This window comes from Vibrio sp. B1Z05 (genome assembly GCF_052955985.1).
The window spans coordinates 344,641-358,359 of sequence record NZ_CP130464.1 but is presented as its reverse complement, the minus strand read 5'-3'; the positions used below and the strand labels follow the sequence as shown (position 1 = coordinate 358,359).

General features: G+C 44.1%; 14 protein-coding genes. 6 read left to right on the top strand and 8 right to left on the bottom strand.

Going from position 1 to position 13,719, the window contains the following annotated elements; translation table 11 throughout:
• The first annotated feature begins 196 nt into the window (after positions 1-196).
• From QV280_RS14455 to QV280_RS14445, 3 genes are all read left to right on the top strand, one after another.
• A complete protein-coding gene (locus tag QV280_RS14455) occupies positions 197-1,915 on the top strand; it encodes a LytS/YhcK type 5TM receptor domain-containing protein (RefSeq protein WP_152820662.1) in 1,719 nt (572 codons plus the stop codon).
• Positions 1,912-2,631: a LytR/AlgR family response regulator transcription factor gene (locus tag QV280_RS14450; RefSeq protein ID WP_367869566.1), complete on the top strand. Its 720-nt coding sequence runs from the start codon at positions 1,912-1,914 to the stop codon at positions 2,629-2,631. Before QV280_RS14455 ends, QV280_RS14450 begins: the two co-directional genes overlap by 4 nt.
• Positions 2,632-2,757: 126 nt before the next feature.
• Entirely contained in the window at positions 2,758-3,954 is a 1,197-nt protein-coding gene (locus tag QV280_RS14445; protein WP_152820660.1) for an OFA family MFS transporter, read from the top strand.
• Positions 3,955-4,053: 99 nt separating this feature from the next.
• Here the strand turns inward: QV280_RS14445 and QV280_RS14440 are convergent, their stop codons facing one another.
• The 8 genes from QV280_RS14440 to QV280_RS14405 form a co-directional block, all read right to left on the bottom strand.
• Complete coding sequence (locus tag QV280_RS14440) at positions 4,054-4,707, bottom strand: DUF3299 domain-containing protein (RefSeq protein WP_152820658.1); 654 nt, start codon at positions 4,705-4,707, stop codon at positions 4,054-4,056.
• A gap of 169 nt (positions 4,708-4,876) precedes the next feature.
• Positions 4,877-6,256 carry a metal-dependent hydrolase family protein gene (locus QV280_RS14435; RefSeq protein WP_152820656.1) on the bottom strand — a complete coding sequence of 460 codons (1,380 nt, stop codon included), beginning with the start codon at positions 6,254-6,256 and terminating at the stop codon, positions 4,877-4,879.
• A 275-nt stretch (positions 6,257-6,531) separates the two neighbouring features.
• The gene (locus tag QV280_RS14430; protein WP_152820654.1) at positions 6,532-7,527 is read right to left on the bottom strand and encodes a nickel/cobalt transporter; all 996 of its coding nucleotides are present in this window, start codon (positions 7,525-7,527) and stop codon (positions 6,532-6,534) included.
• A complete protein-coding gene (locus tag QV280_RS14425; RefSeq protein ID WP_152820652.1) occupies positions 7,524-8,186 on the bottom strand; it encodes a DUF1007 family protein in 663 nt (220 codons plus the stop codon). Before QV280_RS14425 ends, QV280_RS14430 begins: the two co-directional genes overlap by 4 nt.
• Positions 8,187-8,193: 7 nt before the next feature.
• The gene (locus QV280_RS14420; protein WP_023403572.1) at positions 8,194-9,069 is read right to left on the bottom strand and encodes a metal ABC transporter solute-binding protein, Zn/Mn family; all 876 of its coding nucleotides are present in this window, start codon (positions 9,067-9,069) and stop codon (positions 8,194-8,196) included.
• A 30-nt stretch (positions 9,070-9,099) separates the two neighbouring features.
• Positions 9,100-9,942, bottom strand: a complete 843-nt coding sequence (locus QV280_RS14415) for a metal ABC transporter permease (RefSeq protein ID WP_023403571.1) — start codon at positions 9,940-9,942, stop codon at positions 9,100-9,102.
• A 4-nt stretch (positions 9,943-9,946) separates the two neighbouring features.
• Positions 9,947-10,627 carry a metal ABC transporter ATP-binding protein gene (locus QV280_RS14410; RefSeq protein WP_023403570.1) on the bottom strand — a complete coding sequence of 227 codons (681 nt, stop codon included), beginning with the start codon at positions 10,625-10,627 and terminating at the stop codon, positions 9,947-9,949.
• The gene (locus QV280_RS14405; protein WP_172972809.1) at positions 10,606-10,743 is read right to left on the bottom strand and encodes a hypothetical protein; all 138 of its coding nucleotides are present in this window, start codon (positions 10,741-10,743) and stop codon (positions 10,606-10,608) included. Before QV280_RS14405 ends, QV280_RS14410 begins: the two co-directional genes overlap by 22 nt.
• Positions 10,744-11,180: 437 nt before the next feature.
• Here QV280_RS14405 and QV280_RS14400 point away from each other — a divergent pair, with 437 nt between their 5' ends.
• The 3 genes from QV280_RS14400 to QV280_RS14390 are packed head-to-tail and all read left to right on the top strand — an operon-like array spanning position 11,181 to position 13,561.
• Positions 11,181-11,927: an amino acid ABC transporter ATP-binding protein gene (locus tag QV280_RS14400; RefSeq protein WP_023403569.1), complete on the top strand. Its 747-nt coding sequence runs from the start codon at positions 11,181-11,183 to the stop codon at positions 11,925-11,927.
• Positions 11,927-12,724, top strand: coding sequence for an amino acid ABC transporter permease (locus QV280_RS14395; protein WP_023403568.1), 798 nt, complete (start codon positions 11,927-11,929; stop codon positions 12,722-12,724). Before QV280_RS14400 ends, QV280_RS14395 begins: the two co-directional genes overlap by 1 nt.
• Before the next feature lie 12 nt (positions 12,725-12,736).
• Positions 12,737-13,561: a transporter substrate-binding domain-containing protein gene (locus QV280_RS14390; protein WP_152820650.1), complete on the top strand. Its 825-nt coding sequence runs from the start codon at positions 12,737-12,739 to the stop codon at positions 13,559-13,561.
• Positions 13,562-13,719: the final 158 nt, after the last annotated feature.

Below are 13,719 nucleotides of genomic sequence, written 5' to 3'. Positions count from 1 at the left end.
ATTACCGCTGCATAAAGCGCAGTAACTCGAACAATTCAGAATGCATAACCTAAATTCTGGCGCGATTTGCTTTATCGGCCAAACCACACGCAAAAATCGGGTTTTAAGTTTCAATAATTGCCAAGGCTTCATCCTTGCTTAAAAAAACAGCCTAACGTTAAAATCGCGAGCCATATTCAACCAAGTGCTTTGAACAATGTATATTGAACAACTGATGATGTTACTGGCGGTCGTCGAGCGAGCCTCTTTGCTGTTGATGGCACTGTATTTTCTGACTCATACGCAAATTTTTCAGGCCATCATTACGAAACAAAGCCGCAGTAGTATGGAACTGACCATACTGACGTTGTTTTTTACCCTATTTGCAATTTTCAGCACTTATACCGGAGTTAATGTCGAAGGTTCGCTGGTGAACGTGCGTATTATCTCTATTGTTTCTGGCGGTATTTTGTTTGGCCCTTGGGTTGGTATCCCTGTAGGGTTAATTTCTGGTGTGCACCGTTATCTTATTGATCTAAATGGCCCCTCTTCGATTCCTTGCCTTATCACCAGTGTAACGGCGGGGCTGTTAGCCTCATGGGTACATATTCGAGCCAATTACGCTCACTATGCCAAATATGGCGTGTTGGTCGCCGCAATATGTGAAGTAATGACCATGGGGTTAATTCTCATTCTAAATGACGATAAAGTGCTGGCATATTCGATTGTGCATGCCATTGCCCTACCTATGATCATTGGCGCTTTGTGCGTAAGTTTGATTATTAAGTGGCTACAAGATACCGAAAGTGAAAAAGACAAAGTCGCGGCTTATCAAGCCAAGCAAGCATTAAAAGTAGCGAACCAAACCCTACCTTTCATTCGCCAAAATACGGGCGATGCCCTAAAGAAAGTATGCGATATTATTCGCGCCGAAACCTATGCCGATGCGGTGGCAATTACTGATACTAAAGATGTGCAGGTGTATGTGGGTTATGGTGAAGAGCAGTTTTATAATCATCACACTCAGGTCAGTTTGATGACCTTAAAAGCGATTCAAAACAACACCATCATAGAAAGTAACGACATCCGTGAGCATGCCTTTCGTTCGTTGATGATTATCCCATTATCCGAAAATGGACAAGTCACGGGCACACTGAAAATCTTCTTTAGTAAGCCCCACCAAATTACTCTATCGCTACATGAAATGGCGATTGGTTTATCACAACTTATCTCCACACAGTTGGAAGTGGCTAAAGTTGAACAACTTAAAGTGATGGCCAATGAAGCTGAGTTTGGTGCACTGCAAAATAAAATAAATCCGCACTTTTTGTTCAACACCTTAAATGCCATCTCAACACTTATTCGTATTGAACCAGATAGAGCTCGCGATTTGGTCGGTAAACTGGCCGGATTTATGCGCTTTAACCTTGAGAACGTGGCAGAAATGATTCCACTTGAAGCTGAACTGCAACAAGTCGACGACTATGTATCGATTGAAAAAGCCCGCTTTGGTACCAAGCTAACCGTACAATTTGATATCGATGATGTGGCTGTCTCTGTGCCACCTTTGATTATTCAGCCGTTAGTGGAAAATGCCATCGGCCACGGCATAGTGCCAAAAGGCAGCGGCGGCACGGTAAGCATTTCGGTAAAACAGCAAGATGATCGCGTTAAAATCACCGTCTGTGATGATGGCGTAGGAATACCACAAACCGTAATAGATGGCGTGCAAGCCGGCACTTTAGATTCAAAACGCATCGGTTTAAATAATGTGCATCAGCGCATTAAACTCTTGTATGGTCAAGGTTTAGATATTCAGCGCCTTAATTCTCTATTTCAGGATCAGGAGCTTCAAGATCAGGGGCTTCAAAATCCAGAGTCTCCAGTATCCGGTACTCAAATCTCATTCACTATTCCATTGGGAGCAACACTGTGAAAACCGCCATCGTAGTAGAAGATGAATATTTAGCCTGTGAAGAGCTTAAATACTTAATTCGCAAATACAGCGACTTAAACATCATTGCTGAATTTAGCGATGGATTACAGGCATTGGAATTTTTGCAATCCACACAGGTTGATGTGGCGTTTTTGGACATTAATATTCCTTCAATCAACGGCATGATTTTGGCTAAAAGCCTGTATAACTCTAAATCTCAGCCTGCGATTATTTTTACTACCGCCTATAAAGAGCACGCAGCTGAGGCCTTTGAAATCGAAGCCTTTGATTACCTGCTCAAGCCCTATACCGAAGATCGCGTCGAAAAAACACTGAATAAGCTCACCACTGAATTAGCTGGTAGCGACGCACCGAATCCAGCCTCTGACAGCAGCGTCAATCTGTATCAAGGTAGCCGTATTCGAGTCATTGAAGTCAATGATATTCTGTTTGCCTCAGCCAACGGTAAAATCACCGATATTGAAACCCTACACGGCGCGTTTACCTCGCCGATGATGCTCAGTGAATTTGTTGAGAAAGTCGATAATGCTAAATTCTTTAAAGCGCACCGCTCTTATTGGGTAAACTTAGAAAAAATAGAAGAGATCACCCCTTGGCACAGCGGTACTTATCGTTTGAAATGCAAAGGCGTAGCAACACAAATTCCAGTGAGTCGCTCGAATATCAAAGAGTTTCGTGAACGTATGGGCTTGTAATTCATTCCGTATTTTTGCATTTCATTCTCACATTGATACAGTTCATTTTCTATCATCCCCTTGCCATTGAAGCCTTAAAAATAATCTCTTAATTTACACGCAATTGATTTATTTTTGAGGCATCTCATGAGCACTACTCTTCGCTCTCGCGACAAATGGTCGACGTTACTCGGCACCGTTTTAATTGAATTTGCATTAGGCTCTGTTTACACATGGAGCTTATTTAACGCCCATCTGGCAGACAAGTTGGACGAACCCGTTAAGCAAGTGGCGTTCTCATTTGGTCTGCTCAGCCTTGCACTAGCAGTCGCATCATCGCTATCGGGTAAACTGCAAGAACGCTTTGGCATCAAAAAAGTCATCGCATTTTCTGGGCTGTTGCTTGGGGCGAGTCTGTACCTTACCTCTGTTGCTTCTAGCTTAACTGCGCTTTATGTGTGTGCGGGTTTCTTAGTGGGTTTTGCTGACGGTACTGGCTATCTATTGGCCCTCACCAACTGCATTAAGTTTTTCCCTAACAACAAAGGCATTGCATCTGCCTGCGCGATTGGCGCGTACGGTTTGGGTAGTCTGGGCTTTAAATACATTAATATGTATTCACTGACACACTTTGGCTTGTCGTACTCATTTGAAGTATGGGGCGTCACCGCTATGGTGCTCGTGTTAATTGGCGCTATGCTAGTGAAAGATGCGCCAAAACAAACTGCGCAAAACACCGCGAATGCCGAATCTCATCACCATTTAACTCTGCAAGAAGTGCTTAGGAAACCTCAGTTTTACATGCTAGCACTGATGTTTACCACGGTATGTATGTCGGGCTTGTACGCTATCGGGATTGCCAAAGACATCGGTCAAAACTACGTACACCTATCCATGGACATCGCCGCAACTGCCGTCTCTGTGATCGCCGTTGCCAACTTAGGCGGACGTGTCGTACTTGGAGTCCTGTCTGACAAAATTACACGCGTGTATGTGATTACCATTGCATTGGTTATCTGCCTTGCCGGGGTGAGCGTTCTAATGTTCATTCCGCCAACACAAAATACCTTCTATTGGTCACTGGCCTGTATTGCATTTAGCTTTGGCGGAACCATCACCGTATATCCGTCTTTGGTGAGCGACTTCTTTGGCTTAGAACATGTTGCGAAAAACTACGGCTTAATTTACCTAGGTTTTGGTATTGGCAGTTTTGCAGGTTCGGTTATTGCCTCACTGTTTGGCGGATTCTTAGCCACCTTCCACGTAATGTTGGCGCTTATTCTGATTTCGATTGTGCTCTCTATCATTATCAAAAAACCAAACCGTCAGCTTGCGATCGCTTAATTAGGTTTAGGCATAACCGGGGCTTAGGCTGAATATAAAGAGAAAGCCAGTTCACATGTGAACTGGCTTTTTGTTGTCATGGATCTTTTATGCCTGCTATCAATGGTAATCCATCACCATAGAAGCCTGTAACTGGTAACCCATCGAAATATTGCTTGTGCCATCTACGATATAGACATCCTCTGTGGTTAATGAGGATTGCATTACTCCTTCCACCCACACGGGATATTGCACCGTTCGCATGGCGTAGCCTTTAGTATATGACACTCGCACAATTTGATTGGCTGGCGGAGGAGGCATATGAATGCACGCCCCTGCCACTGGCACCAATAAAAACTCAGTGGCGACCATGGCATCAGAGAATTGAATGGGCACTAAAAAGCCGGGAATGCGCACGTTTTTACCATCAAATTCGGTGGTAAGGGACTGTGAGGCGAGCTTTTGCGCTTCAATGTACGCCTCACGCATATTTAGCAGTTCAATGGCATCAATATTATCTTGCTTAAGCTCTGCTAGTATCGTCGTTAGCTGTTCTTCATCTGCGGGCTCAGTGGAATGCATCAGGGTAAATACGTTTTGTATTTTACTTAAATGCTCACGACTCAGCTCTGGAAGCACAATCGGATTGGGCGCAGCTGCGGGTCTTAAGTTATCCCAATCGACGGTAATGGCAGTGCTAGCAATCGCACTATTGGCAAATACGCTTAAAGTGAACAACGAAAATAGAAGACAAATACACTTTTTAACATCCATGTTGACTACTTATATCCTTAAATAACTGTGTTAACGTCATTGCGCTAATCAGCAGGTCTATCGACTGGCTAACACATAACCTTGCAAGTCGACAAACCTGAGATTGATTTACCTTTGTCTAAGTCACCCTTGCTTAAAGCTACCCTTGCTTAAACTACTATTATTTAAGCTATAAGGTGTTTTTGTAAATCACGCCATCTTTCATGATCAGCTGAATGGTCTCAGGACTGTCCACACGTTTTTCCGCACCAAACCATTTATCACCCGTGCCCACCACTGAAAAGTCTTGCAGAGGGTTGCCATCCAGTAGCAATACATCGGCATACGCTCCCACTTCAATCACACCTAATTTTGCCTCTGGGTAAGGGTTAGTGAAATCACCCGTTAGCGTGGCAATTTCACCGCCGATTGAGGTCAAGGTTTTTAATGATTCATACGGGCCAAAAAAGTCATTATTGAGCTTTTTCTCGTAGGCAATTTGGATATTACAGGCGTCGACAGAGCCTACGCAGTCGGTTTGAAAACCGCGCTTAACCGGACACTTTTTCATGTTCGGAATGTAGTTTTTAAAAGACTCGGTAGCAGACTTCGCTTTGCGATAACTCGAAGGAACGTTTTTAATGGCGGGGATATCCATCAGGCCCGGATCAAAAGCGGTTAAGTTGGTGGTGATATACGCGCCTTTGTCGTTCATTACCTCGGCAATCTCACAGTCAAACGAAAAGCCATGTTCAATGGACATGACGCCCGCATCAAGTGCGCCTAAAATGGCTTCTTTACGGTAGGAGTGCGCCATTACGTAACTGCCGTAGCTTTCAGCCACTGCGACCGCCGCCGATAACTCTTCTGGTGAACCTGCAAGTAATTGCCATGGGTCAAACGCGGAGACTACGCCGCCAGATTGCATGTATTTGAGCTGAGTAGCGCCCATGCGAAAGTTATTACGCGCGTATTTTTTAACATCCCCTACGCTATCCACTTCTTGCGCCATATTCAGGCGAGTAAAGTTCGACTCTTGACCTACCGGCGCCGAATAGTTGGCAAAATCAGCGTGTCCTCCGCGGGTACTCAAAAATGCTCCTGACGGATAGTAGCGCGGTCCAATAATCTCACCTGCATCGATGGCGCGGCGCAGGCCACCATTTGCACCGCCAGCATCTCGCACTGTGGTAAAGCCTTGCATAAGATACATTTGCGCCATGCGCGAGCCGTGTATAGCAAAGTCTTCCCAGGTTTTACCTGACTCCATCGCCGGCAAACTTGGGCCCATCAGCATTAAGTGAGCGTGGTTTTCAATAAAACCTGGGGTTAGAGTTTTGCCCTTACCATCAATTATAAGTGCATCGTCACGGACAGTGATTTCGTCACCAGAAATGCTTTTGATTTTATTCCCTTCAATCAAAACATGATGGTTTTCATACAATTTGTTTTCTGTACCATTAAAAATATCCACATTTTTAAATACTGTCTGCGGTAGCGGCGCTTGTTCAGTAGCTAAAGCCATAGAGGTCATCAGCGCGAGTGTTGACGTTAATACAACCTTTTTCATTCATAAGTCCTTCTATGAAAAATACCTTAAGTTTTGGGGGGCACAGCTAAGCTGTACTACAGGAAAAGTTTAGTTGTATTTTGGGATTTGAATGGTTTATTTTTCAGAGAAAGTTCAATTATTTCAATCACAAGAGAGTTATGTGAGTAGGTTCTCAATAATCGATGAAAGGTTTAAGGCGTTACGCCACTTCAATACTATTTAGAAAAGAGATGCACAAAGAGGCTGCATATAAAAAGTATTAAAGTAGCGCCAATAGAAGGCTTACAGAACCACTATGAAAAAATCGGTGACATTCCATAGCTAGGTATCACTATCAGTAGCACCCCAAGCACGATCAAAAATAGTCCGGCCAGACATTTCACTAATGTCGGCAATACAACACTGATGCTAGAACGTGTTGATTTGGTGTAATACTGGATAAATTTGCGTCCGGTGACCGTTAAAAAAGCGATACTGGACGTGGTTATAGCAGTGCCTATCGCCATTAAAAAAGCGCCAATGACCCCAAGCCAATACAGATGCGTTAAGTTTGCAAAGAACAGCACTAAGATAGCTCCAGAGCACGGTCTTAACCCTATACTCAAGATAATCATTAAGTACTCCTTCGGCTTCGAGATAGTATTTAATTCAGCAGCATTCGCTGAGTGTTTGTGCCCGCAAGCACAGTTGTCACCATGTTGATGATGCTGATTGGCTTTACTCGACGCATACAGATACTTAACCGCGCTATAGATAAGCTGAATGCCCAATAGAGCCACCAATACGCCGCTGTAAGTAGCTAATTCGCTGACGGTGGTATTAAGCTTGCGCATAGTTTGATGAAACACAAAAACAAACGTGCTGACCAAACCTACCGCAACAAGCGCCTGCACAACCGCAGAACACATGGTGATAAAGATGCCCGCTTTAAGTCGCGTTTCATTGGTTGCCAAATAGGTGCTAACCACCACTTTACCGTGGCCGGGACCTAACGAGTGCAATATTCCATATAAAAAGCACACGCCTAATATAATAAAATCAGCTTTGCTATCACCGCTATAAAACTGCTCCGTCAGATAATCCAATGACTCTTTTTGCAGATGGATGCTGTTCAGTAAAATGACTGGCCACAAAAACCATAACGCCACAACAACAAGTGCCAGTACGACAGCAATCACCAGCATAGATTTAGACATGCTTACTTTTGCTTGAGCTAGTGGTGCAGATAGTGGCTTTTGTTGAAAAATCGGCTGCGATGCCTCAAGGGGAGTGATTTTATTTATTTTCATTTTGGCAACGGTCCATGTTTACAACTAAAGCTCAGTGTTTGGGTAAATACTTTGCCCAATTGGGTATCAGGAGTGGCGTCAACGGGTATCGACATGGCTTTATTGACTTGCGAAGCCGTTGGATGCGGCTCAATCAAAGATGAAGAGCAATAAGGCGCAAGAGTACTGGCAAATTGTACGTCACTAGCGGCTCGCCAAGACATATCCACGTAATAAGAAGGATCAAAAATGCGCAAAGCGAGCTTTTTGCCATCAAATAGATAAGGTTTCTTTAACAGCAAGGTAAAGCTCAAAATCGCTTTGCCTTTGACTTCCTTTAACTTCGCATCGGTGACTTCTTGATATTTGAAAGAGTGTTTACCTTCATCCAAATAAGTGAAGTCATGGGAAGGTCGCATGTTATCAATCACAGAGGCTGAAATAGTGTTCAACGTCTGTTGTCGATGCTCGGGCGACATATCTTCACCATCGAACAAATACGCAGTCGTCATCCTATCAAACGTCCATTCCATCTTAAAACCATCAATAGCTTGGCTATTACCTAGTATTTGCGTCTTAGTATCTATCCACGAGTGCGGATGAGCCACTGCTGACTGGCAAAATAGCCACAGCAACAGGGTAACTAATACAGTTCGAAATGTCGGTTTGATAGGATGCATATTGTGCCTACTTCATGCTATTAGCGATAACAGTTACGTTATGTTTAAAGGCTTTCGCGTAAGTATTTGCCTCGTCAGTCAAAGACAGCGCTTCTGGGTACAGCTCACCACCCTCTTTGGCGCCACTTGCCGCCGCCACTTGCTTAACTAAGCGCGGGTCGGTTTGGTCTTCCATAAAGTAAACTTTTACTCCTTCAGATTTGATCTGATTGATAAGTTCAGCAATATGTTGAGCACTGGCTTCAGACTCTGTTGAGTAGCCTTGTGGTGCAAGGAAATCCACATTGTATTGCGCGCCAAAATAACCAAACGCATCATGGCTAGTCAGCACTTTGCGTTTTTCTCTTGGAACGGCGTTCAACGTTGTCTCGGCCCAAGCATTAAGATCAGACAATTGTTTGATGTATTGTTCGCCGTGTTGCTTAAAGTAACCCGCATCTTCCGGATCAGCTTTGATCAACGCATTCATTACGTTAGTGGCGTACGTTACACCGTTTGCCATGCTGTTCCATGCGTGAGGATCAATGATTTTTTCGCCATCATCAATCATGCTACGAGTTTGAATGCCGTTAGATGCAGTCACTACCTCGCCTTTATAGCCAGATGCTTTGACTAAGCGATCCATCCAACCTTCTAAGCCCAAGCCACTAACAAATACAACGTCAGCTTTGTTTAAAGTCACGCTGTCTTGTGGTGCAGGAGAAAATGAATGAGGGTCGCTTTCAGCGCCAATTAAAGTGGTTACCTGCACGTGTTCGCCGCCAACTTGCTGCACGATATCACCCAGTACAGAGAAGCTCGCTACTGCATTGACTGTTCCGGCCATAGCGGTGCTGCTTGCTGCAAGAGCCAAAGTGACACTTGCAATTTTTAATAGTTTCATTGGGGGTTTCCTAATAAGTAATGACATCCATTACTGTCGAAGCATTCCTTTCTTGCTTCCACAGAAAATAGACAGAATAAAAATAAACATAGCGACCAAAATAATGGCAGGTCCTGCCGGTATGGATTGGAACCAAGACCAGCTCAAACCAAGTAGTGAGCTGACCATGCCAAACACAATCGAAATCATCAGCATATGCGGTAATCGGTCAGTCCAGCATCGCGCTGAAATGGCTGGCAACATCATTAAGCCCACCGACATTAACGTGCCTAGCACCTGAAAACCTGCGATAAGATTTAATACCACCAGCCCCATAAATAAGGCATGGATATAGATGGAATAGCGACTGGAATAAATAGAGAAAAAGCTTGAGTTAAAGGACTCATAAACAATCGCTCTATAGCAAATAGCCAGTGTTAAAAGGGTGATGCTCACCACCACGCCAATAAAGACTAATGCGCCGTTATCCACTGCCAGCAGTGAGCCAAACAGTAGATGTAATAGATCAATGCTGTTCTTGCGGTACGATACCAAAATCACCCCTAAGGCAAGTGACCCTAGATACAGTCCGGCAAAGGTGGAATCTTCACTAAGTTTGGCTCGCTTACTGATCCAACTGGAGGTGAGCGCGACAAATAGTCCGGCAATAAAACCGCCTACACCCATATAAAACAGTGACATCCCCGCAAACAGGTAGCCAATGGCCACGCCCGGTAATACCGCATGCGACAGCGCATCACCGACTAAGCTCATGCGACGTAATAATAAAAATATGCCCAGTGGCGGTAAGCTAAAAGACAGCACGACACAGGCAACAAGTGAGCGTCGCATAAAGCCAAACTGGCAATACGCATCGAGAATATGAATGGACATAGTGTTAGTCTGTTACCTGATTTACGTTATTTTGTTCAAAAATCGCCTGTCCATTACTCAACCGGATAATGTCGGTAAAGTAGCTTTCAACCATTGAGATATCGTGCAACACCGCCACAATGGTTTTACCCTTGCGGTGAAGCTCTAAAATGAGATTTAAAATCAGCATTTGGGTATCTTCATCAATACCGGCAAAAGGCTCATCCATTAGCATTATTGGCGCATCTTGTACCAATAAGCGGGCAAATAACATACGCTGAAATTGCCCACCGGATAAGCGATTGATGCTGGTCTTTTTAAGCTCGGTAATCCCGACTTGTTCTAGTGCCCAATCGACGTTTTGCATGTCTTTTTTCGACAAACGTCTAAAAATGCTTTTTCTCGGCCAGCACCCCATAGAAACCACTTCAAACACATTGATTGGAAAATCCTGATCAATGTTTGATTTTTGCGGCAACCAAGCAATGCCTTTTTTGTCTATATTTTCTAGGCTTGTGCTACCTGAAATAGCAGGAATTAACCCACAGAGTGTTTTCAATAACGTTGATTTACCTACCCCATTCGGCCCTACAATGGCAGATAAAGAACCTAGCTTTACCTGACCGGATATGGAGTGACACACTGCTTTGTTCTGATAGCCAATGACTAAATCATTAAAGTGAATCATGCTAGAGAGATCGCCCATTTAATTGCCAACCATAAAACGCAAAGCCCTACCGTGCCCAGCAACACTCGATTGAGTGCAGACATCGCCAGCAGATAACGCTCGTCATTGGTGTTTTCAGTTGCTTTGATATTCATTAAATGTGATAGAGTTCAAATAATTAGGTCGGACGTTATAACATAACATTTCCGATTTGAATAATATTGATGTACAAGTACTGTAATATCATAATTACTAACCTATTGTTTAATAACAATAAAAACTAACAGACCTTCATTTCCTGAATTTAACTTTGCTAAATTGCACGAAATAACGACATTCAACGCTTAGCAAAAAGAGAGACTGACGATTTTTACTCTCATGGATAAAACCAAGCACCTTTGCAACATCAAAGGCACTTGGTTGATCATGCAAAAACTCAGTTGTCTGCCTAATAAACTTTTAAAAATATGAGGGTTAACCATTAAGTGGTGTAAACATCCCATAAAGCCCTATATTTATTCTTACCAATGTCGTCAAATTTATGTGCATTGCCGTGGCTAAATTGATAAGGTGATCGACACATGCACTACCAATGACTAATAGTTTGAATAATCAACAAGGTATGGTTAAGTTCCAATCGCTTAACAAGTGGTACGGCGATTTTCACGCCCTAAAAGACATCGATTTATCAATCCACAAAGGCGAGATTGTTGTGATCTGTGGCCCGTCAGGCTCCGGTAAATCAACGCTTATTCGTTGCATCAATCAGCTTGAGCCTTTTGATAGCGGTGAGCTTAGCGTGCTTGAACATACCTTACCCTGCCCGTTTAAAAACCCCGGCAAGGTGGGGATGGTTTTCCAACACTTCCACCTATTCCCGCATTTAACGGTTCTTGAAAATCTCACTCTTGCGCCCATTCGCACTCTAAAGAAAAGTAAGCAAGAAGCAGAAGAAGTGGCGATGCACTATCTAGAGCGCGTGCATATTCAAGAGCAAGCACACAAATATCCAGTACAACTTTCTGGCGGACAACAGCAACGCGTCGCTATTGCACGCTCTTTATGCATGAAGCCTGAGCTATTATTATTTGATGAGCCCACTTCAGCCCTTGATCCTGAAATGATCAATGAAGTGCTTGATGTTATGGTCGATCTTGCCAAAGAGGGAATCACTATGGTTTGCGTGACTCATGAAATGGGCTTTGCCAAAAAAGTCGCCGACCGCGTTATTTTCATGGATGAGGGACAAATAGTGGAATCAAATAGTCCGCAGGCATTGTTTGAAAACCCGCAACACAAACGCACGCAAGCTTTCCTCAAGCAGATCTTAAGCTACTGATGTTTGGGCGTATTATTAAACCCACCCTGTTTGCCATACTGCAAATCATTGTTCTGGCGGCGGCAGTCACTTGGATATTGAATTCGGGCGCACAGGCTATGGGCTATCACTGGCAATGGGATAGAGTGCCGGATTACATTGCTATCTATGAAGATGGCCAGTGGTGGTCTGCCGAATTGCTCGACGGATTACTAGTCACAATACAGATCTCTTTGATTGCTCTCGTGGCCACGCTAGGAATAGGTTTAGTGACCGCGCTTCTAAGAAACTCCAATTCTGTGGTGGGCAGAACATTAGCCACCAGCTATGTGGAACTGATTCGTAACACCCCGTTGCTTGTGCAAATTTATCTTTTGTATTTTGTATTTGGCCCCGTCATTGGGCTGGATAGATTCAGCACCGCAGTATTGGCACTGGCACTGTTCCAAGGCGCGTATACTGCGGAGATTTTTAGAGCGGGGCTGAACAGCATTGCTCGTGGGCAGTTTGAAGCGGCTCACTCTCTCGGCTTATCCCGCCTATCTACCTTTTGGGATGTGATTCTGCCACAAGTGATTCAAAGAACATTACCTCCATTAACCAATGAGGTGATTTCGCTGATTAAAAACTCTTCTATAGTGAGTGTTATGGCTGTATTTGACCTAACCACTCAAGCCAGAAACATTGTTTCTGAAACCGCGATGCCGTTTGAGATTTGGTTCTCGGTGGCCATCATTTATCTTGCGCTAACTCTTTCACTCTCTGCCATTGCCGCTTGGTTAGAACATAAGCTTGGCGCTAACTGGCGAACCCAATAAGGACGACTCAGCATGAAGCTATTTAAAACCGCCATTACGGCACTCCTGACACTCGCTGTCAGCTTGCCTGCATTTGCCACTAATACGCAAAACACAGCTACACCAAATTTAGACAAAATAAACGATAGAGGCACTTTGCGAGTTGGCATGTCGACCTTTGTCCCTTGGGCAATGCGCAATAAACAAGGCGATCTAATTGGTTTTGAAATTGATGTTGCGAAACGCTTGGCCGCCGATTCTGGCTGGAAAGTAGAGTTTGTGCCAACCGCTTGGGACGGCATTATTCCATCACTACTCTCACAAAAGTTTGATGTGATCATCGGCGGTTTATCCATTACCGAAGCTCGCTCAAAAAGCGTTCTGTTTACCGACCCTTACTCGCACTCTGGAGTGCAATTAGCAGCCAGTAAAGAGCTGGCGAAGGGCTTTAATAAAGTGTCAGACTTTAACTCTCGCCGCATCAAAATAGCGGCTCGTCGCGGCGCCGTTACCGTGCAAGTGGCGCGTGAAACCTTCCCTAAAGCGAAGATTCTTCAATTTGATGATGAAGCCCAAGCCTTTCAAGAAGTGCTAAATGGCAATGCACAGGCCGTGATTGCATCCAGCCCTAAACCTGAGCAGGAAGCCATCAGGCACTCGGACTCATTGTTTATTCCGTTTACTGAGCGACTATCACAAGGCAATGAAGCCTTTGCGGTACGTTTAGGTGAAACCGATAAAGCAGAATTCTTTAACCAATGGATCAAAGATCGCACTGAAGATGGTTGGCTCAAAGAGCGCTATGAATACTGGTTCTCGACTTTAGATTGGCAAGATCAAGTGGCTCAAGGCCAGTAGGCTGATCAATAAGTGAACCGTGCTTGTTAATAGTGAGCACAGTTCACTTAATACTGAATTAAAACAACGCCATACAAAGCAATTAATACTAGGAATAACGTGAGCAGACGCAACACACCCATTAAAGCAGCAGTATCCACTAAAGCAACAGGCCCCAC